General features: G+C 68.1%; 16 protein-coding genes and 1 pseudogene. 6 read left to right on the plus strand and 11 right to left on the minus strand.

Annotated features, from left to right (window positions below):
• The first annotated feature begins 429 nt into the window (after window positions 1-429).
• From N5I75_RS33350 to N5I75_RS33360, 3 genes are all read left to right on the plus strand, one after another.
• Window positions 430-1800, plus strand: coding sequence for a helix-turn-helix domain-containing protein (locus N5I75_RS33350; RefSeq protein ID WP_476683834.1), 1371 nt, complete (start codon window positions 430-432; stop codon window positions 1798-1800).
• Between the two features lie 108 nt (window positions 1801-1908).
• On the plus strand, window positions 1909-2316 hold the full coding sequence (locus N5I75_RS33355; protein ID WP_476683836.1) for an acyl-CoA thioesterase: 408 nt from the start codon (window positions 1909-1911) through the stop codon (window positions 2314-2316).
• A 732-nt stretch (window positions 2317-3048) separates the two neighbouring features.
• Complete coding sequence (locus N5I75_RS33360; protein WP_476683838.1) at window positions 3049-3534, plus strand: hypothetical protein; 486 nt, start codon at window positions 3049-3051, stop codon at window positions 3532-3534.
• Here the strand turns inward: N5I75_RS33360 and N5I75_RS33365 are convergent.
• Entirely contained in the window at window positions 3500-4282 is a 783-nt protein-coding gene (locus N5I75_RS33365; RefSeq protein WP_476683840.1) for an IS5 family transposase, read from the minus strand. The genes N5I75_RS33360 and N5I75_RS33365 overlap by 35 nt on opposite strands.
• A gap of 245 nt (window positions 4283-4527) precedes the next feature.
• Complete coding sequence (locus N5I75_RS33370) at window positions 4528-4839, minus strand: hypothetical protein (RefSeq protein ID WP_476683842.1); 312 nt, start codon at window positions 4837-4839, stop codon at window positions 4528-4530.
• 156 nt (window positions 4840-4995) lie between these two features.
• Here N5I75_RS33370 and N5I75_RS33375 point away from each other — a divergent pair.
• The 3 genes and pseudogenes from N5I75_RS33375 (at window position 4996) to N5I75_RS33385 (ending at window position 7526) form a co-directional block, all read left to right on the plus strand.
• Window positions 4996-6095, plus strand: a pseudogene (locus N5I75_RS33375) (helix-turn-helix domain-containing protein).
• A gap of 17 nt (window positions 6096-6112) precedes the next feature.
• The gene (locus N5I75_RS33380) at window positions 6113-6781 is read left to right on the plus strand and encodes a YdcF family protein (protein ID WP_476683844.1); all 669 of its coding nucleotides are present in this window, start codon (window positions 6113-6115) and stop codon (window positions 6779-6781) included.
• Window positions 6723-7526, plus strand: a complete 804-nt coding sequence (locus N5I75_RS33385) for a WbqC family protein (protein WP_476683846.1) — start codon at window positions 6723-6725, stop codon at window positions 7524-7526. Before N5I75_RS33380 ends, N5I75_RS33385 begins: the two co-directional genes overlap by 59 nt.
• Window positions 7527-7665: 139 nt before the next feature.
• Here the strand turns inward: N5I75_RS33385 and N5I75_RS33390 are convergent, their stop codons facing one another.
• From N5I75_RS33390 to N5I75_RS33430, 9 genes are all read right to left on the minus strand, one after another.
• Window positions 7666-8079, minus strand: a complete 414-nt coding sequence (locus N5I75_RS33390) for a hypothetical protein (RefSeq protein ID WP_476683848.1) — start codon at window positions 8077-8079, stop codon at window positions 7666-7668.
• A complete protein-coding gene (locus N5I75_RS33395; protein ID WP_476683850.1) occupies window positions 8072-8698 on the minus strand; it encodes a hypothetical protein in 627 nt (208 codons plus the stop codon). Before N5I75_RS33395 ends, N5I75_RS33390 begins: the two co-directional genes overlap by 8 nt.
• Before the next feature lie 1048 nt (window positions 8699-9746).
• Window positions 9747-10004, minus strand: coding sequence for a class I SAM-dependent methyltransferase (locus N5I75_RS33400; protein WP_476683852.1), 258 nt, complete (start codon window positions 10002-10004; stop codon window positions 9747-9749).
• A gap of 184 nt (window positions 10005-10188) precedes the next feature.
• Complete coding sequence (locus tag N5I75_RS33405) at window positions 10189-11364, minus strand: bifunctional class I SAM-dependent methyltransferase/NUDIX hydrolase (RefSeq protein ID WP_476683854.1); 1176 nt, start codon at window positions 11362-11364, stop codon at window positions 10189-10191.
• A gap of 28 nt (window positions 11365-11392) precedes the next feature.
• Entirely contained in the window at window positions 11393-12295 is a 903-nt protein-coding gene (locus N5I75_RS33410) for an NUDIX domain-containing protein (protein ID WP_476683856.1), read from the minus strand.
• Between the two features lie 113 nt (window positions 12296-12408).
• Window positions 12409-14703, minus strand: coding sequence for an NUDIX domain-containing protein (locus N5I75_RS33415; RefSeq protein ID WP_476683858.1), 2295 nt, complete (start codon window positions 14701-14703; stop codon window positions 12409-12411).
• A gap of 47 nt (window positions 14704-14750) precedes the next feature.
• Window positions 14751-16025, minus strand: a complete 1275-nt coding sequence (gene fxlM, locus N5I75_RS33420) for a methyltransferase, FxLD system (protein WP_476683860.1) — start codon at window positions 16023-16025, stop codon at window positions 14751-14753.
• A 112-nt stretch (window positions 16026-16137) separates the two neighbouring features.
• Window positions 16138-18078, minus strand: coding sequence for an ATP-binding cassette domain-containing protein (locus N5I75_RS33425; protein WP_476683862.1), 1941 nt, complete (start codon window positions 18076-18078; stop codon window positions 16138-16140).
• 210 nt (window positions 18079-18288) lie between these two features.
• Window positions 18289-19425 carry a hypothetical protein gene (locus N5I75_RS33430; RefSeq protein ID WP_476683864.1) on the minus strand — a complete coding sequence of 379 codons (1137 nt, stop codon included), beginning with the start codon at window positions 19423-19425 and terminating at the stop codon, window positions 18289-18291.

The following is a 19425-nucleotide window of genomic DNA, read 5'->3' on the forward strand; positions in this document are numbered from 1 at the left end:
TATCGATTTGTCCTTTTTGGCACTTTAAGTCGGTCCCCTGAAACGCTTCGCTGTGACCGATGATGGAAGGTAACTCCCAAGGGGAGGCGGGGGGATGGGGTCGAGCAATCTTGAGAATGAGTGGATCTTTCGTGGTCCAGACCGCTGGTTACTGCGCCTCGGTGAAAATCGGCAACATCTTGCCGATTCTGCCGAGCGATGGTTCGGCGAGTGTCGGATCGCGTGGTCTGTCTCGCGATAGCAGTGCCTGACGAGGGCGGGGAAAGACTTGACCTGGGTGTGGGGCAGGCCACACTGATCCATGATCATTTTTGTATTGCGTATGGTCGTCGGTGGTGGGGGCTCGGACGTGAAGATGCTGTCCTCGCGTCGTGCATCTTCTAGGCGTCCGAGGTTAGGTGTTTCCCTCGTGCGTTAGGCAGGTTTCGCGTGGTCGCGCAGCAAAAGGTTCGTGGCGCCAATGGCGGTGCAGCGGAAGGGAATTCGCAATCAACCGGCCGGCGCCTGGCCGGTCAGTACATGGGCTTCGGCGCCCTGCTCCGCGGGTGGCGCAAGGCGGCCCGTGTGAACCAGGACCGCGCGGCCCGGGCGCTGGGGATCAGCGAACGCACCTATCGCAAGATCGAGCAGGGCGCGACGCCACCTCGTCTCAGCCCAAGGCAGTGTGAATCGCTCGCCGACCTACTCGTTCTGGACGCCGAGCAGCGTCATGTGATCATGCTGCACAACATCGGGAGCAGCCTGGTCCCGCCGCGTGGCGCTGCCCAGCCGCAGCTGCAGAAGGCGCTGCGCCTCCTCATCGACCGGCAGATGCCCAGCCCGGCTTACCTGTGCGATCAGCACTGGAACATCATCGGCTTCAACTCGGCCATGGCCGAGTGGTGGCCCTGGGTGATGGAGCCAGGTGCGAACCTGATCCGCTGGGCGCTCACCTCGACGGAGGCGCGCACCCAATACCAGGACTGGGACATGCACGCCCGCGCCTACGTAAAGATGCTGAAGTTCGCCCACGCGGCCAGGCCCGACGACGTGGATCTTCGCGAGCTGATCGAGCAGGTCACGAAGGATCCGGACGCGCGTCAGGTGTGGGAGACCGAGCAGGACATGGGCGAGACCCGCGACGGACACGTGTTCCGCATGAACGTGCCCGCGCTTGCCTGGGAGACCATCGAGGTCGTCAGTCATGTCCTGTACCCGGCGTCGATGCCCGAGGCGCGCTTCGTCGTGATCACTTGGGTCGAAGGGGGCGAGGGGGACTGGGACGCGCTCGGAGGTGTCCGCAACGCCTGGGCGGGTGTATCCGCCGACGAAGCCGACGTGGAGGCGGCGCAGCGTCACACGCAGAACCGTGTGGCCGAAGATGCTGCCACCCGCTGGCGCCGCGAGGCGGCGGCCCTCGCGTCCCGCACGGTCGTGTCGGCCCCCGAAGAGGCGGTCGAGCTGGCCGGGGCGAACGGCGTAGCGATGCCGGCGATCAGCAGGCTCATGGGGCCCGGCGCCCAGCTCACGCTTGCGCCCGAGCAGAGCACCGTGGTGTGGGCGGTTGAGGAGGCCGCCGGAATCTGGTCTGTCACGCACGTGCGGCCCGCCACCGTCATAGCCCGCGTGCCGCGCGGAGCCGTCCACGGAGCATGCCTTGACGAAGTGCTCCAACTGGTACGGGCCGCGCTGCCGACCGAAGTTGATGCGGCCACCGCGCGGATCGGGCAGCTCCTCGAAGAGCGCGATACCGAGCAGCGCGTGCTGCGCGAAGTCCTGAACAAGATCGAGAATGATGAGGCCGGGCCCGCGGCCTTGTAGGCCGGCCAGTTCTAGGCAACAGGGCGTCGTCCGGGAATCACTGAAAGCGGCTCTCGTGACGAGCGGCCCTCCGCTGCGCACCCTCTTAACCTGCACAGGAAGACCTTCATGCCCAAGTTCACCTATTCGCTTCCGCTGCGTTGGGCCGACGCCGACAGCTACGGCCACGTCAACAACTCCTGCTACCTGACCTACCTCGAAGAAGCCCGCACCCGGATGGTCCAGGAGCTGCTGCCGACGGATGCAGCCGAGCGGCGACGGCACGCCTTCGTCGTTCAGCAGTCCATCATCGACTACAAGAAGCCCCTGGATTACCGCGATCAGCCCGTCGACGTCGATGTCTGGGTCGTCACCTGCCGAGGCGCGCGGCTCGAGCTCGGGTACGCGATCAGGGACGCCGAGCATACGTACGCCGAGGCGACGACCAAGATGGCTGCTTTCAACTTGGAGACGGGCGTACTACGCCGCATGTCAGAGGCCGAGACCGACTTCTTCACTCGCTATACACCGGCGTGATCGGCCTCTTGGCCCAGTGCAGGGGCAGGGTGTTCGCCGTCACGGCCGCCGCGGCGCGCCCCGCCTCGTCGGGGCGGCACCGTGAGTAAGCATCCTGCTCAGGCCAAGGGGCGTGTCGAGTTGGTAGCCCACCGATTGGAACAGGCGAATCGGCTCGGGCCGTATAGCCTCCTCCGCCCTACGGAGCCAGGCGGTGAACCGCTCCTCGACGAAGTCGCATTCCTGGCGCAGGGCCGGGTGATCCGGGGTGCCGCGAGCTGCGCATCGAGATGGTAAGCAGCATCCCCGTGGCGCGGAGCGGGACGAGGACGTTCAGGTCCTGGTCGGCGCTCAGCTCGGGTGCAAAGCCTAATGTCCTTGGCGCGGTCGAGCAGGCCCGAGTCGGGCAGGGTCTTGGAGGCGAAGGATCGTGCACGGCCGACCGACTCGGGCCGGTCCTCGAAGAATCGCTGGGTCGTCTGGGGCAGCAAGGTCTTCATGACTCGGCGTCCAGGGTGCGGGTGGTTCCGGGGTGGCGGCTGCGGATGGGGCCGCTGCGGGAGACGGAGTCCTGGGCGACGCGCGGTTTGCGGACCAGCAGCAGCCGCGAGCCGACCGCCTCTATCCGTCGCCTGCGTTCAGAAGCCGTTGTCTTTCCGATAGTGACGGGTGTGTTTCCGCTGGTCAGGCGTAGTTCCGGTGCTTCGGTGGCAGAGACGGGGCGTCGAGTCGTCTCCTGGGTGGAGGTGTCGGATGCCGTCGGTGATGGGGCTGCTGGAAGAGCGTGAGCGTGCTGCCCGGCAACGGGTGGAGGCCCTGCAGGCCGAGCTGCAAGAGGCGGAAGCCGCGTGCGAACGATTCGTTATCGCCCGTCAGACGGTGGCGGAGGTCCTGGCAGAACCTGCTGCAGGCGAGAAGGTGCCCCTGGCCGAGGTGGCCGTTCACCGGCCTGCGCCGGTCGCCAAGGCGGTGTCCGGATCGGTGGTTCCCGCCTGGAGGGAAGGGCTCGCTCTCGACTCGCTGGCGCCGGACTACCAGCGGCTCGTGAAGATCCTGGCCGATCGGGGCGGGGAGGCGATGGACTGCCGGCAGCTCGCGGCGGCCCTGGGCCTGCAGGTGGTCGCGGCGAAGGTCGAGGGAGTTCGGTCGAAGGTGAAGCGCCTGGCCGCGCGGGGCTGGCTGGTCGAGGAACGCCCGGGAATGTTCAGGACGGTCCCCGGGCGAGCCGGCGGCTCATGACCATGCTCATCGACCACCGGATCATCGCCTCGGAGGTGTCGGCGCGGGTCTCGTAGTCGCGGGCCAGACGGCGTGAGCGCATCAGCCACGCGAACGTCCGCTCAACCAGCCACCTCTTGGGCAGCACGGTGAAGCCGGTGGCGTCGTCGCCGCGTTTGACCACGGTCAGCGCGATCTGCAGAACGTCGCGGGCGATCTCGACCAGGCGTCCGGTGTAGCCGCCGTCGGCCCACACCAGCGAGATGCGCCAGTGCCGCTGACGCAGTCGCTCCAGCAGCGTCCCGCCGGCCTCGCGGTCGGTGACGGATGCGGCGGTGACCAGCACCGTCAGCAGCAGCCCGAGGGTGTCCACGGCGATGTGCCGCTTGCGGCCGTTCACCTTCTTGCCGCCGTCGAAGCCCCGGCTTGCGGCCGGCACCGACGCCGCCGCCTTCACCGACTGGGCGTCGATGACGCCCGCGGTCGGCTCCGGATCGCGGCCCGACGCCTCGCGGATCCGATCCCGCAACCGGTCGTGGAACTCGGCGACCAGGCCCCTGTCCCGCCAGCGCCGGAAGAACGCGTAGACGCGGTCCCAGGCGGGGAAGTCCGCCGGCATCGCCCTCCAGGTGATGCCACCCGCGACCAGGTAGCGCACCGCGTCGACCAGCTGGCGGTGGCAGTAGCCCTCCGGCTGCCCACCGCGGCCCTCCAGCCAGGAGGGCACGGGCATCGCGTCCCGCACGACGGCCCATTCCGCGTCCGTCATGTCCGAGGGGTATCTCGGACGCCTGTGCGGGTTGTTCCCGGCGTTCCCGAACCGGTGGGCGAGACAATCACACTCCCGGGCGGCCGAGTTGGAACCGACTGGCGCGAGGGCGTACAACTGTGACAACAGGGCCTCCCGGCGCGCTCAAGGTCTCGACAACCCCGAGCTGCACCAGAGGCCCTGTCTTCATGCTCGGCATGCAGCAAGACCACCCGACCGAGTTCCCACCGTCGAACCCACGTCCATCAGGATCGGTACGACAACGGCTTCTCAGGGGCTATGGCTTGCGGCCCCAGGTGCGACATAGCCGGGGCGATCACGCCATACACGTCCGGCAGAGCAAGCACGTCTAGCAGTCCGGTGAACGCTGCGGAATCGGGCCCAGAACTCACGTCGCGGTCGGTGAAGACGCCGGACAGCTGCAGTTCGTGGCTGCGGCAGTACTCGGTGAGCGCCGCGGCCAGCGCCGCATGCCGGGCTGCGGAGACCCGCACCAGCCGCAGGAAGCCGTACACAGCCGGGCCGCTGACCGGGTGCTGCTCCGTGAGGGGCTCCATTACTCAGGACCGTCCAAAGGGTTCGACAAGTGGTGACGTCCTAAGCGTGGTCGCCCGCCAACTCCGGGCCAATCACCGCATGTTCTACTTCCGTTCCACTTCCGTCCCGCCGAGTGCACAGACCGTGCTTCGATGGCTGGCGGAAGGGAGTGACGTGTGGCGACCGTGCACCACTGGACCGGCCTGGAGGCCAAGGCCCTTCGTCTCGCCCTGCGACTGAGCGTGCGGGCCTTCGCCCAGGACCTCGGCCTGGCCGTCGCGACCGTCTCCAAGTGGGAGTCCAAACTCGCCGCCACCGAGCCCAGACCCGACACCCAGGCCATCCTCGACACCGCGCTCGGCCGCGCGGATGCTGCCGTCCACCTGCGCTACGAGACGCTCCTGTCCGAGATGGCCAGCGCGGTGACCACTGTCGGGCGCCGTGTCACCGCATCCGGGCCCCGGGCCTGGGAGTACGAGTCCTGGGCCGACGATCTGGACCGGTCGTCGTCGCTCTGTCCCGGCAGAACTTCACCTTCGCCAACAGTCTCCTGGCCCGCTGGCTCGGCCGGTTCAAGACCCCAGAACTGGACGAGAAGGGCCTGTATCTGTTCGCCCGCTCGACCGCCCTGCTCGGCGACCTCAAGCGCGACCAGGGCGCCGTCCTCGGCCCACTCTCCGCCCAGCACTCCTATGCCGGTGCCCGATCCGTCTTCACCCAGCTCGACATCCCCCGCCGCGTCGCCCAGCTCGACTTGTCCATGGCGGTGGTCACCGAGATGTCCGGGGAGCTGGAGATCGCCGCCCGTAACTACGAGACCCTAGCCGTCGACGACCGGCTCTCCCGCCGCGACCGAGCCAGGGCCCGGCTATGGGTGGGGACCGCGCTGAGCAAGGACGGCAACCACGACTATGCGAGCCGCGTCATGCAGGCCGCCACCCGCGACTTCGAAGACCTCCAGGAGCCCGACGACTGGTCGGTGGCCCACCAGAAACTCGCCCTCGCCGCCCGCGGCGCCGGCGACCTTACCCAGGCCCTGCACTTCATCGACATCGCCCGCAGCAGCGGGACCACCGAATCACCGATGCAACGTGTGCGACTGGACACCGCTCATGGCCACATCCTGCTCTCCGACACGGCGACCCGCGATGATGGACACCTCGTCCTCGACCAGGCCGCCAGGACAGCCGCGCAGTACGGACTCGTGCACCAACTGCGCAGTATCGAGGGCATCAAGGCCATGAGCGAGGGGCCGACCGGCCCCCGGCAACGGTGACCAGGGAGAACGCAATCGTGAGCGACAACCAGCAGCGCATCACCGAGGATCAGTGGCGCCAGGCCAAGCTGATCTGGGCCTACCACCAGATGAGCCATGAGCTGCGGCCCGTCAATGTGGCGATCGGGCTGGGCAGCCACGACCTCGGCGTCGCCACCCACTCCGCCGACCTCTATCAGGCCGGCCTCTTTCCGACCCTAGTGTTCACCGGCGGCAACAGCCCCACCACTGCCAAGGTCTTCCCGCGCGGCGAGGCTGTCCACTTCCGCGAGCACGCCATCGACCTCGGCGTCCCCGCCGAGGCGATCCTGCTGGAGCCCAACGCGGGCAACACCGGGCAGAACATCACCCTCTCGCGTGAGGTTCTCGCCGCCGCCGGGATCCGGCCGAAGACAGTGCTGCTGGTCTCCAAGCCCTATATGGAGAGGCGGTCGTTCGCGACCGCCCGCAAACTGTGGCCCGACGTCGAGATCCTCTGCGCGTCGGAGCCGCTGGAGTTCGACGACTACTTGAAGTCCATCGGCGACGAGAAGCTCGTTCTGGACATGCTCGTCGGCGACCTCCAGCGGGTCATCGAGTATCCAAAGCTCGGATTCGCCATCGAGCAGGAGGTCCCGGAGGACGTGCATGCCGCGTACGAATCCCTCATCCGCGACGGCTTCACCAGCCGCCTCATCGCTTCCTGACCTGCCCGAGCCGTGCGGGCTGTGCGCCATCCACCAGCCGAATTTCCTGCCCCGGCTGACCACGCTGGCCAAGCTGTTCGCGGCGGACTACTGGATCGTCCTGGACGACGTGCAGTTCACCCGCCGCGACTACCAGCACCGAGCCCGGCTCGCCGACCTTGACGACCTGGCCCGTCAGCAATGGCTCACCATCCCCACACGCCTCCCCGGCGGACGGTCCACCCTTGTCCGGGACGCCGTGATCGACGACCCCGGACTCGCTCGCCGGCGGACCGCCGGGATGCTGCAGCAGCACTATGGCGCCAGCCCACACTGGCCTGCTCTCGCGAAGGTCTTGGACCCCATGCTCGACGCGTTTTCCACCGGCCGGACTGCGGCAGTCGCTGAGATATCCACCCGCGTCCTGCTGGACCTGCTCGGCTGGCGTGGCCAGATCCTCACCAGCAGCCAGCTACCCGCCCGGCCGGGCCGGTCAGTCCGGCTCGCAGACCTGGCCGTCGCGACCGGTGCCCGTACCTATCTGTGCGGGACCGGCGGCATGACCTATCTCGACCCCGCCCCGTTCACGGCCCAGAACATTGCCGTGGCCCCGTTCCTGCCGCCGACCACCGGCATCTGGTCCACCGGCCGCCGACTCAGTGCCCTGTGGGCCCTAGCCGAACTCGGCCCCCCAGCCCTAGCTGCACGCCTCCATGCCCTCCCCGTCGGTGCCGTTCCGATGCCTCGGATGCGGCTCGACGCATAGGGAGACGCGCGACTGACTTCAGTCCGCCTCTAGAGGCAGTGTGCGACTGGCGTGCCGGGCTGCCACCAGGGACTGTCCACCCACCGAGCGCTACATGGCGGTCTATCCCGAGGACATGCTCCGGCACTATCGCGCCCTCCTAGCCCGGCGTCGCCAGCTCCGGCCGAGCGAGGAGTACCGCAACCCCACGACGGAGGAATGTGAGGAATTCCACCGGCACTTCACCAAGCGCAGGGTCGAGCTCGGTACCTGCGGCCGCGGCTACGGAACTCCCTGCACGCACGAGCACGCCTGCCTGCGGTGCCCGCTCCTGTAACCCCGTCCAGCCCAGACGCGTCGGCTCGACGAGATCATCATCAAGCTCCGCGAGCGCCTGGCCGAGGCCCACGAACGCGGCTGGCTCGGCGAGGTCGAAGGGCTGGAGATCACCGTCGCCGCGGCCGAGCAGAAGCTCGCCAGCATGACCCGCCAGATCAACCTCGGCATGCCCGTGATCCTGCCCGACGCCATCCGGACCCGTCCTGACGGAGTCGAAGTGCGAACACTCAGTCATTTCCGTAGTCAGGTTCGTATGTATCGAGAAACCGCTCTTCGAAAGTCTCCTCCTCTTCATGTGTGTATTGCTGAGGCAGGCCCGCGCTTTTAATCTCTGCTGTTCCGTTCAACACGAGACCACACACCTGGCACGAGAGCCCTGTCGCAACCGAGATGACATCTGCATAGATGCCGTAGGACTCGATGCGCTCATTTGTTCGCCGAACCGCCTCCAATGAGGGCCACACCCTTGACTGGCAGGCGGGGCATTCCACGACGTGATCGAAGATTTCCTTGTGGCCGGGGCGAGCAGCCGCTCGTCGACCGGATACGAGGTCACCGTTCAGTTCGGCGAAGGTGGCGGCGCAAGCTTCAATTCGCTTATTTACTTCATGTTCTAGTCGCTTGTCCTCATCGTCGACCAGCTGTTGACCGAGCTGTACGATCTCCACACCGAGCAAGTCGGAAGGTTCGAGGCCCAAATGCCCACACACCAACGTCGTCACCCGAGTGAAGCGCGGCAACCAAACCGACGAATCGAGGGACAGTGCCGCATCGCCGGTATGCAGCTCCCGATTGCGCAAGTTCGTGAGGAAGGTCGCCTCATCTTGGCGCTCCTTCGTGAATTCCTCGATCACTACACCGAGCCTAGAAATTACTGTGTGCGTGGCAATCGACTTCGGATCCTTGGGGGGCTTAGCCCCAGGCTGTGCAGGCTTCGGAGGAAATCCTGCAGCGTGGAGAATGGCCGTGCCATCGGGATCGGCGAGCAGGGTAGGGTGAACCCTCGCCAGCGGCGCCCGCAACAGGAATTCAAGTCCGAGAAGGAGCCAAAGAGCGAATACCTCTCCGTCAGCCCTGGGGTGTTCCTCTGCGCGCTTGAAATATGCGCCAGCTTTCCCGAGGAACGCATCATAAGACCACATCAACGACTCCAGACATATATGCGCTCGATCGATCGCCGCGTTCCCGAAGGGACAGCTGGTCTCCTATGCATCACGATAGCGTTGTCGAGAACCAGCACGCGATCCTTCTGCCAGATCACGCGTGCCGTGGGTGTTATAGCTTCGACATCGGCAACAGCCAAATCCGAGAGAGGCTTACAGGTTCGCGGATCCCACCTGATTCGAAACCATTCATCTGATTCGGGGACCGCCGCCGGCAGGTACCGAGTACGTCCGTTCCCGTCCGTGCACCGCAGCACCGTGCGCCGCAGAGCCGATACAAGGTTCTCAGCAGGCCGCAAGATCTCTGTCCAGGTTGGTTCGGACAGCTCCCGGGCCGTAAACACCAGCCACCGTGGAGGGTTCACCGAGATCGCGGCATCGGTATGCCAGGGGAACGCGCCCAGGCCGTATACACCGGAAAGGGACCAGGAACGACGAGCGCTACCTGCCTCCTGCGGCACTAGGAGTTCACCGCTGTCCGCACGGCCCAAGCTGACGGCCACATCCGTCGGATCAACTCCGTTGAGCACCGCATAGCCATGGATCGAGAGCTCAGAGAGCAATTCATTTCTCATCGCCATACGTCGCCCCTCAACCGCTTGCACCGCTCGTCCCAGCGGGTCGGCCCCCACTCTGATGAGTGAGCAGAGTAGCCGACTGGGTTCTTGCTGCTGAGAGCCGGCGGGTGAACCGTCCCTCATCTCATCGCCACCAAGTAGTTGGAGCAGAGTTTGTTACTTCAGAGAATCCAGTGGAAGGCGCGGCAGACCGTGACGAGGTCGGCGCGGTAGGAGGCGGGCGGGGTGAATTTCTCGGCTGGGGAGTTGTGCAGCCGGACGGTGACCGGCAGCCTGGCCAGCGCCTTGTCAGCCTCGGCAAGCATCCCCGCGTCCTGCTCGACGACGTCGATCTCCGTCACCTCCGCAGCCAGGGCGAGGGGGACCTGCCCGGTACCGGATCCGAGGTCGAGCAGGACCCGGTGCTTCTGGCCGGCCACCCGCCGGGCGAGCAGCTCGACGTCCTCCTCGGGATGCCGGGCCGGTAGGCGGCGTAGAACGGTGCGGCGGTGTCGAACTCGATCACAGTGTGGCGCTCCTGGTGAACGGGGTTGACGAGGGAAGGGTCTGCTGGATGTGCCGGACCGCGCGGCGCCGTTGAGACGGTGCTCGTGCCAGCGGGACCTACCGGGCCGAGGCGAAGGCCGTGAAGTGTGCCGACGGGTGGTCGATGGGCAGGTCGGGCCGCCAGGCAGTGAGGACCTGGGCGCTGCACACAAACAATCCGTCGGGAAGCTGATCAAGCGGATACCACGCCCAGTCGACGACGCTCTCGCCTGGCTGCGTGGACGGCTGCCCTCGCCAGGTGTGGACCCGTGCACCGACGGTGACCCGTAGGACGCCTTCGACGTGATCGACGAGCGTGCCGAGCAGTTCCACGTGGCTGGTTCGAGCGACCAGACCGGTCTCCTCGGCGAGTTCGCGCACGATCGCGTCCTCGAAGGATTCCCCGTTCCCTTCCACGCTGCCGCCGGGCAGTTCCAGGGTGCCGCGCTGGTGCCGTCCGAGCAGGATGCCCTGCTCGCTGAGCAGGATCGCGCCGACGCCGACGGCCGCGTGTGCGGCCGGGGCTCGGGTGCCGCGGGGTCGGCTGGAGACGCGCACTGGCCGATCGGGAAGGCGCCGGGCGCGGATGAGCTGCTGAACGACCGGGGCGTCTTCGTCCGGGTGCGGGAAGAGGTCGATGGCTTCGACGCGGAAGCCGTACTCGGTGAGCAGGTCCTTCCATAGCTGCGGTGCCAAGACCCACATTTGAGTCGGCAGTGGCGGGTCGTCGCGCAGCAGGATCGTCTGCTCGCGTGGTGCCACCTCGGTGGACGGGCCGAGGCCGTGCAGGTCGGTGTGCAGGAGCGAGAGGATCAGCGGGGCACCGGGACGCAGGCCGTCGCGCAGTGCCGGCAGCGAGCGGTGCGGGTCGGCGAAGGCGAGCGTCCCGATCGCGTACGCGGCGTCGAACGGCTCGGCTGCGGCCAGGTACTCGGCCACGTCTGCCTGGACGAACTCGACGTCGGGCACGTTCGAGTGGGCGGAGACGGCGCGTTCGTGCTGGGTCGGGGACAGCTCGATGCCGGTGACGAGTGCTCCGTGTGCCTGGGCGAGGTGGACGGCGTGGTGGCCGGCCCCGGAGCCGATGTCCAGGACACGGCGACCGGAGACGTCGCCGAGGACCTCTGCCCCCGGACCGATCCCGACCCAGGGCGTCCAGCCGAGGCGGTCCGGGATGGGCGGGGAGTACGCGCGGTCGAGCTGCCTCTGCCCGTAGATCTGCCAAGCCCGGTCGTTGGTCTCCTCGGCGAGCACAGTTGCCTCCTGAGTGGGTGTGATGGGGTCAGGTGTGTGTGATCAGGTAGGCGGGGCCTTCGCCGAGCCGGGCTCGTTCGATCGCGTCGAGGCGGGCGAAGGCCCGCGGTGCCATCAGTTCCTGCCAGGTGGCGAGATCGTGGACGGCCCACATGTCGTGCTCGGCCGGGTCGAGACGGATCCGACCGAGCTGGTCGGCAGTCAGGCGCCCTCCGTCGAAGATGAGCCCCACCTTGTTCAGTGGCAGGCTGGGCCCGGCGTGCAGGAAGTGCGTCAGGAGGAGCGTTGGCGTACCCAGACCGAGTTCGAGGCACGTCTCCTCGACCGCCTCGCGCCGGGCGGTCTGCAGGGGGTCTTCGCCTGGGGTGTCGAGGTTGCCGCCCGGGAATTGCCACAGTCTCGAGCCGTAGACCGAGCGGAGCTGGACCGGCCGGTCAGCCTCATCGCGGATGTACAGGCAGCCGTACACCGTGTGGTGGGGAACGGTCTGGGCGTACGCCTCGGCCGTCATCGGCATGGGGCGGCCGGGCCGGGCGGAACGGTGGTCGAAGGCGAACGCGAGTACGCCGAGGGCCTCCTTGGCCGGCGGGTAGATGTCGCGGAGGCTTGCGAGCAGCTCGCCAGGTTGCCCGTCCGGGTCGATGAGCGCGCTCTCCTCCGAGCCCAGCAGGTTTTCGAAGGAGGGGTACGGGGTGATCCGCTGCACGACGACGTCGACTTCGCGCCCGGCGCCCCGGTCGTGGAAGACGACCGTGTCACCGACGCTGATGTCGCGCCTGGTCGGTGTGGCCACCCTTACTTCGATCGTCTTGCGGCCGGCTTCCACCTGCCGGTAGTACCGCGTGAGCAGGTGCATGTGGTGCTCGGGCGGTACGTCTCCGGCGGAGGGGCTCGGGACGGTGGGAGTCGCCTGCTGGGTGTGGTCGGGCATGCATGCCTCCGTTCGATGCTTTCCGTCTACCTGTTCGTGGGGGCGCGACCAGTGGCCTGCTCCTGTGCCTTGGATCGGAACGGGGCGAGGAAGTGGACGGGGCCGCGGACGCGCTAGGGCAGTTCGATCGGTCCGTAGCGCGCGTACGGCTCCCGCCGCATCAGAGCGTCGTACCGGTCCGCCGCCGAGAAGTGCCAAAACTCGGTCCCGTAGTTCGTAAAGCCCGCACTCTCCATGGCGCTGAGCAGCAGAGTGCGGTGGTGGCGCGCCTGGTCGCTGAGGTTCGGGGCGTGCGTGAAGCAGGCCCCGTCGCTCTCCTCGGGGGAGGCGTTGACGCGGGTGCCGAGGTCGAGTTCGTGGCCGTCCTGGTCGACGAGGGTCACGTCTACGGCTGCGCCCGCGGAGTGGGGCGCGATGTCCGGCGGCGACACGTACCGGCTGGTGGCCTGGTGCAGCTGCTCCGGTGTCCAATCGGGCTGGGCGGCGGTCAGCTCGTCGCGGTACTCGGTGAAGTAGCGCCGTTGGAGGGCGAGCGGCCGGTAGCCCTCGATGAACAGCAGGTCGGTGCCGGCGGGCAGGAGCGAGCGCGCATGCTTCAACCGGGCGAGAACGCCTTGGCGGACGTGGGCATACGCGCCCAGCGGATCTTGCTTGCGGGGATCGACCCGCAAGTCGTGTTCACGGACGTCGACAAGCGGCTCTCCGCACTCGCGCACCGGGATCTCCGCTACCTGCGGATCGGACATCAGCACCAGGTTCATCGAATCTCCCTGTGACGGCTTGTACTGCGGTGGCCTGCCAGGGGCGGCAGCGGTCAGATCGGTGTCGCGCACGACCCGGGCGACGGTCTCCTGCAGAGCGCTGTTGGCCGGGATCACGGTCTCCAGCCCGCCCGGCAGCAGATCCAGCTCCCGGTACCAGGAGGTGAGGTGGGTATCGGTGACCTGTTCCAGGTACGCGGCATCCGTCTTCGAGGCGTGCCGGGCCAGCGTCGCCTCCAGCGGCACGTCGAGGTAGTAGCAGACCGAGACGCCGCGGTGATCCCGTACCAGGGACGAGACCACGTGGCTGTAGCGGTCGGCGTACAGGATCCCTTCGAGCACGACGTGGAAGCCGGCGTCCAGGGCGTGGCGGGCGATCCGGCCGAGCAGGGCGATGTTGGTGCCGCCCGTGGTGTCGTGCTCACGCAGCACATTCCGGCGGATCACGTCCTGGCCCACGATCGCGACGCCGCGGCCGTAGTGATCGCGAAGCCCCTGGGCCACGCTGGACTTGCCCGACGCCGAGTTGCCGCGGATCACTACGAGGCGGGTGTCCGGCCGGCCTACCGCCGTCGCGGCATAGACGTGGCCGGGCGCGCTGCTCAGGGCTGTGCCGTGCGTCGACACTGGGGGTTCCTGGCCGGGCACGGGCCTGCTCTGTGCTGGCGGTAGGCCAGCGGCGTGGCGTCGTACGAGGTCGCTGGTGGTGTCTGCGATGCGTAGGCGGTGGAGGTCTGCGGGAGTGAACCAGGCGAGCATCACGCCTTCGGTCAGGTGGAGTTCGCGCGGGTCACCGTTCCAGCGGCCTGCGTAGACGGCGATGGTCACGGTTGTGCCGGCGTCGTCGGTGGCGTACTCGGTGCCGAAGGGGGTCAGGTTGGCCAGTTCGAGGCCAGCCTCTTCTGCCAGTTCGCGCCGCACGGTGTGTTCCAGGGTGGTGTCCTGGGGCTCTCGTCCGCCGCCCAGCAAGGACCACATGCCCGGCTCCCAGATCTGGCCGGGGAAGTAGTCGCGCAGGTGGAGCAGGTACTCGCCGCGGTCGTTGTAGATCAGGGCCGAGGCATTGGCCGTCTCCGGTTCGACCTGGGGCAGGAGCTTGAGCAGTTTCTCGCGCAGGGTCCGTTGGGTCACTCGGTTCACGGGCCGCCACTCGACGCCGCCGACCTCCTCTTCCTGCACCACGAGCGGAACCTCGGTTGTGGTGTGCAGACGGAACAGGAACCGGAAGTCGAAGTGGAGGTGCTCGGGTTCGCCCTTGCCCGGGTGGGCGTCGATGTCGTGGATGTCGATGTCCAGAGGCACGGTTTCGTAGCCGGGCCACGGAGTGACGGCCCGGGGCGGGATCCCGGTTTCCTCATGCAGTTCCCGTAGCGCCGCTGCTGCCAGGGAGCGGTCGGTCGTTTCGGCATGGCCGCCGGGAGCGAGGACTTTCCCGCTTGCCAGGTGCAGCACGTGCAAGACGCGGTTGTGCTCGTCGACGACGATCGCGCCGCAGGTGACGTGTCCGGGGAAGGTTGAGCGGCTGGAGATGTCCTCACCGGTGCGGTCGAGGGCATCCCTCAAGGCGCCGAGCTGCTCGCGCTCGTCCGGGTGGCGAGCGAGGTAAGCATCGACGGTGGTGCGGATGTGGTGGTGCGACAACGGCATAGGGGCTACCTCGCAGGAAGTGGAGCGGCACGAGTCGAGGTGGGGCGTCAGTGCGGTGGGAGGGCGGTGGCTGCGGGCACGATCGGCCAGATCACGCTGATGTGGGTGTGCTTCTTCGCGAACACATGCGGCTTGTGGTCCGGGCCCGTCGGAGTGGGGCCGTCTGCTGGGCGGACGGTGATGAGGGGGCAGCGGACGCCGCGGTGCCTGCTGTGCCAGAACACGACCTGTTCGACCATCCCCTGCGCGACGGTGTGCCCTTGGGGTCCGTAACCGTGGACGACGAACTCGTACCGGCTTCGGCCGTCGTCACTGTCGTCGATGCGCTCGTGGGTCAGCCGAGCGAGGGAGGTGCCGCGGACGATCGCGGCGGCGGGCCAATGCGAGGGCGGCGGATTGAGGACCTGGTGGACGCCGTCGGGGTCTGCTTCCAGGCGGCAGAAGCCGGGCAGGGCGCCAGCGAGGTAGAGCGTGAGGAGATCGAAGGGCTCCTGGCCCCCGACCGTGATGCCGGTGGGGAAGACAGTCGGCTCGCGAGAGAGGGCGGGACCGAGGTCGTCCACGGACAGCGGAGTGCCGTCTTCCCAGGACAGGTGGACCCCGGTGCCGTGAACGGTGCGGCGGTTCGGGTTCCAGGCCCCGTCACCCTGCATGGGGACGAAGCCGCAGACGATGAGCGGCTCGTCACTGTGCAGCTGTGCCCCGCTCTTGGTGAAGCCGATGGCCCAGTGGTAGCCGTGCAGGCGCAGCGGCGCGACGAGCCGGCCGCCTTCGGCAAGAGCGTCGATCCAGGGCAGGTCCCAGGTGTCGACGGTGACTACGATGGCGTCGAATCCCCCGTCCGGAATCAGCGGTCCGGGTAGGTGCTCGGCGTCTGCGGTGACGATGCGGATGCCGTCGTATCCGGTCTTGGCGAGGAAGCGGTTGGCCCTTTCGGTGACGGCCGGGTCGATGTCGAGGGTGGTGACGCGTCCAGCCGGGCCGACGAGTTCGGCGATCAGGGCGGCGTTGTAACCGCCGGAACCGATCTCCAGCACGTGGTGGCCGGGCTTGATGCGGGCGGCTTCCAGCATGTCCGCCTGCAGCCACGGCGCGGAGATGGAGCTGATAACCCGGCCGTCGGGTGCATGGCGAGTGCGGACGATGTCGTCGGCGTACGCGGCTTCGAGGGTCACCTCGGGGGCGAAGGCGTGACGGGGCACGGTGCGAAAGGCGTGCTCGACGCCAGTAGTGCGGATGTGGTTGCCGGCGCGGAGCTGCTCGACGAGCTGCTGGCGCAGCTCGCTCGCATTGCTGACCGCGGTGGCCGGGGGATGTGTCACAGCAGTCCTTCGAGATTGGTGCGGCGGGTTCGGTCGTGGGAGGGCGAAGGGAGCGTGGGGAGCGGGCTGGTGACTTCGACTGGCAGGACGCGGCCTCGCACGGACGAGGCGGTCAGGGGGTGTCGCCGCTCATCCGTCGTTGCAGTTCCCACAGGGTCCGGAAGAGCCCTGGCTGCTGGGTGAGCTGGGCATAGGTGCCTTCCTGAACGATCCGGCCCTCGTCCAGGACGACGATCCGGTCGGCGACGGCCACGTTGGTCAGGCGGTGCGTGATCAGCAGGATGGAGCGGTCCTTGGCCAGTTCTCGCAGGCCGGCGAAGATCCGGTGCTCGGCGCGGGCGTCGAGGGCGGCCGTGGGCTCATCCATCACCAGCAGGGCGGCCTGCCGGTGGAACGCGCGGGTGAGGACCAAGCGCTGCCACTGGCCGCCGGAGAGCTGTTGTCCGCCGAACCACTCGCTGGTCAGCAAGGTGTTCAGACCGGAGCGGAGGCCGGGGAGTATCTCCGCGGCGCCGGACGCCTCGCAGGCTGCGAGCAGGGCCGCGTCGCTGGTGTCGCCCTGCCCGAAGGTGATGTTGTCGCGCATCGTCAGCGGCAGATACGTGAACTTCTGCGGCACCAGGGCGACATGCTCCCAAGCCCCCCAGGGGTCGAGGTCCACCGTGGAGGCGTGGTCCCAGGCCACGGTGCCCTCGGTGGGCAGCAGCAGTCCGCACAACAGGCGTGAGAGGGTCGTCTTGCCGGAGCCGTTCTCCCCGACCAGCGCCACGATTTCGCCGCGTCGCACGTGCAGGGAGACGTTGCTCAGGCTGTCCTCGGGGGCGCCGTCGTAGCGGTAGGTGACGTCGCGGACCTCGAAGCGCTCCGGGGCCGCGGGCACGGGCGCGGAGCCACGGGAGTCGGTCATGGCCTGGCCGTGGGCGTTGTCGAGGAAGTTCTGCCAGTCCTGTACGTACCAGCCGGTGCGCACCAGGCGGGCCCCGCCGCTGATGATGCCCCGCACCGAGCCGGTGGCGGTCTGCAGGGCGAAGACGGCGCCACCGCCTGCCGCCAGGTCCATCCGCCCGGAGGCCAGGAGCCACAGCAACGCTGCCCATACCGCGGTCGAGGCGAGACCACCGGCCACGGCGCCGGCCAGTCCCATCCAGGCACCGGTGTTCGCCGCCTTGCGTTCGGCGGCGTTGACTGAGGCAGCCAGTCGGCGATACCGGCCGATCAGGAAGGGCGCGGCCAGGCAGGCGCGCATCTCTTCGCTGGACTCCTGATAGGCCATGTGCCAGCGCAACTTGCTCAGCATCCGGCGTCGCCCTGAGGTCTCCAGCCCGGCGAGGTAGATCACGCGGGCGGAGCGCACGTAGGCGGCGGCCTGTGGCAGGCATGCGAGGAAGAGAAGGGGAAGGAGCAGGGGGTGCAGGACGGTCAGCACGGTGGCGCCGGCCGCGAGCGTGGCGGTGGCCGCGAGGACGTCCTGCGCTTCTTCGACGAGGTCGGGAGTGACCTGCGCGCCACGGTCGGCGATGTCGTAGGCGTCGTTGTAGCCGGGCACGTTGTTCGCGGCCAGCTCCGCGCCGAGCGCGCCCTCGATCATCGTCAGTTCTGCGGCCCGGCCCAGTACCGGGCGAAGTCGGCCAGTCAGCCAGACCACGGCGATCCCCAGAAGCGCCCGCAGCCCGGCGGCGGTGGCGATCACAGCCAGCTGTGGGGCGGCGTCCCACAGCCGTGCGGTGATGTCGCCCGAGGCGACCAGCGCGGTGATCGTGCCTGTGACGGCCAGGAGGCCGAGGGCCGCGAGGACACCGGTTCCGATCTGGCAGACCAGCAGGCCGATGGTCGCGCCGCGGTCCACGCGCCAGGCCATCTGCACCGAGCGCCGCACGAGCGAGGGCAGGCGCCGTGCCATGGTGCGGGAGGTCAGCAGGGAGCCTGCCTGCTGCCTCGATGCGTCGCGGTAGAGGTATTCCTCCTCTCGAACACCGGGATCCTGCGGTTCGTCGTCCGGTGCCACCCCCTTCTCCGGTTGCGACGGTTGGTCTTGTGTAACGGCCGAGGTCATCGTTCCCCCTAGGACGGTCGCTGCGGCTGAGTCGTGAGGTCTAACGACACGGCTGCGATATCGAACACACGTCATTCGGTCGTGCTGGAAAGCCCGCAATTCCTTGCGTCCGGAGAACCTGCAGGCGCCCGATCCCTGGTCTGGCTTGGAGCGGCCACGGGCAGGAAGTGGCCGAAACGCCGACACCGACAAACCACAGGGGCACGACGCCTACGTCCCGCGGGCCGCCGCCTTCTCACCGGGATCGGGATCAGCCTGCAGCAGCTTTTCCAGCTCCCCCTCGGCGTGGCCGACAGCGACCGTCAGGGCCTCGTGATCGCGGGCGGGCAGGATGCCGACTCCGAGTCCGGCCGCGGAGATCACGGAGGTCAGAGCGGCCGTCGCCTGGTCATCCAGGGCTGACGCGGCGATGGGATGGTGCAGCGCCTCTCGTGCGGCGTAGGCGTCGAGTCGCGCGATGCTGACGAGAGGATCGAGGACGCGAGTGACATGGCCCCCCGAGCGGTCCAGTTCCAGGACCGACAGGCCCGCCCGGGTCTGGAAGACGGCGGTCGGTGGATCGGGATGGGCAAGGAGCTGGACGGTTTCATCCACGGTGCGGTCGAGGTCGGCTTCGGGGAAAGGGGCGTCTACGGGCCGGCAGTGAGCGTCCAGGAGGAGGGCGACGGCTCGCTCCCAGGACTCCGTGGGCTGGGTGGTGGCGATCAGACCGCGGGCCTCCTGGTCCAGGCCCTGCTCCATAAGGGCCATGATTTTGATCTGTCGGCCGTCGAGGAGCCGGTTGCCGATGCCGCGGTGCCGCGCCATGGCGTCGGCGGCCTCGGCCCACCGGCCGATCTGTGCGAGGGCGCGGGCTCCGTCCACGAGGAGGGTGACGTACAGCTCCTGGCACACCGCGCGGTGGCTTTCGTCCGTGCCGGTCAGGGGCGAGAGGTCGACGGTGCGCCCGTCGATGTTGGTCTTGTTGCGGTGCCGGGCAGCGTCGTTGAGGCAGTGCAACAAGCTGTAGGCGAGTTCCCCGTGGCCGGCGCGGATCTGCAACCGGGCGAGGTTGACCAGCGGCATCAGCGACATGACGGCGAGCCGTCCGCTGAGGCTTTCGGCGTTGGCGAAGACCTGGTGCTGGCGCCAGCACAGCTCCTCGGCCAGGACGTGCAGGCCGACGTCGGAGGCGATGAGCGCGGCATAGTTGAGGACCCCGCAGGCGCGGGCCACCAGGTCGTGGTGGCCCGCACCTGCGGGCGCGACGGTCAGCGCGGTGAGGTGGTTGGTGCGCTCGGGAAGCGGGAGCGCGGGCGCCTTGGTCCGGCGGACCAGGGGGATGCGGCTGGCTATCGCGGGGATCAT

Source organism: Streptomyces sp. R818 (genome assembly GCF_056172735.1).

What these genes read in the sequence shown, in the direction of transcription:
- N5I75_RS33355 (WP_476683836.1), top strand. Translation starts at nt 1,909, where the DNA reads ATGCCCAAGTTCACCTATTCGCTTCCGCTGCGTTGGGCCGACGCCGAC.
- N5I75_RS33360 (WP_476683838.1), top strand. Translation starts at nt 3,049, where the DNA reads ATGCCGTCGGTGATGGGGCTGCTGGAAGAGCGTGAGCGTGCTGCCCGG.
- N5I75_RS33365 (WP_476683840.1), bottom strand. Translation starts at nt 4,282, where the DNA reads ATGACGGACGCGGAATGGGCCGTCGTGCGGGACGCGATGCCCGTGCCC.
- N5I75_RS33370 (WP_476683842.1), bottom strand. Translation starts at nt 4,839, where the DNA reads ATGGAGCCCCTCACGGAGCAGCACCCGGTCAGCGGCCCGGCTGTGTAC.
- N5I75_RS33385 (WP_476683846.1), top strand. Translation starts at nt 6,723, where the DNA reads ATGCCGCGTACGAATCCCTCATCCGCGACGGCTTCACCAGCCGCCTCA.
- N5I75_RS33390 (WP_476683848.1), bottom strand. Translation starts at nt 8,079, where the DNA reads ATGACTGAGTGTTCGCACTTCGACTCCGTCAGGACGGGTCCGGATGGC.
- N5I75_RS33410 (WP_476683856.1), bottom strand. Translation starts at nt 12,295, where the DNA reads ATGCCCGACCACACCCAGCAGGCGACTCCCACCGTCCCGAGCCCCTCC.
- N5I75_RS33415 (WP_476683858.1), bottom strand. Translation starts at nt 14,703, where the DNA reads ATGCCGTTGTCGCACCACCACATCCGCACCACCGTCGATGCTTACCTC.
- N5I75_RS33425 (WP_476683862.1), bottom strand. Translation starts at nt 18,078, where the DNA reads ATGACCTCGGCCGTTACACAAGACCAACCGTCGCAACCGGAGAAGGGG.
- N5I75_RS33430 (WP_476683864.1), bottom strand. Translation starts at nt 19,425, where the DNA reads ATGATCCCCGCGATAGCCAGCCGCATCCCCCTGGTCCGCCGGACCAAG.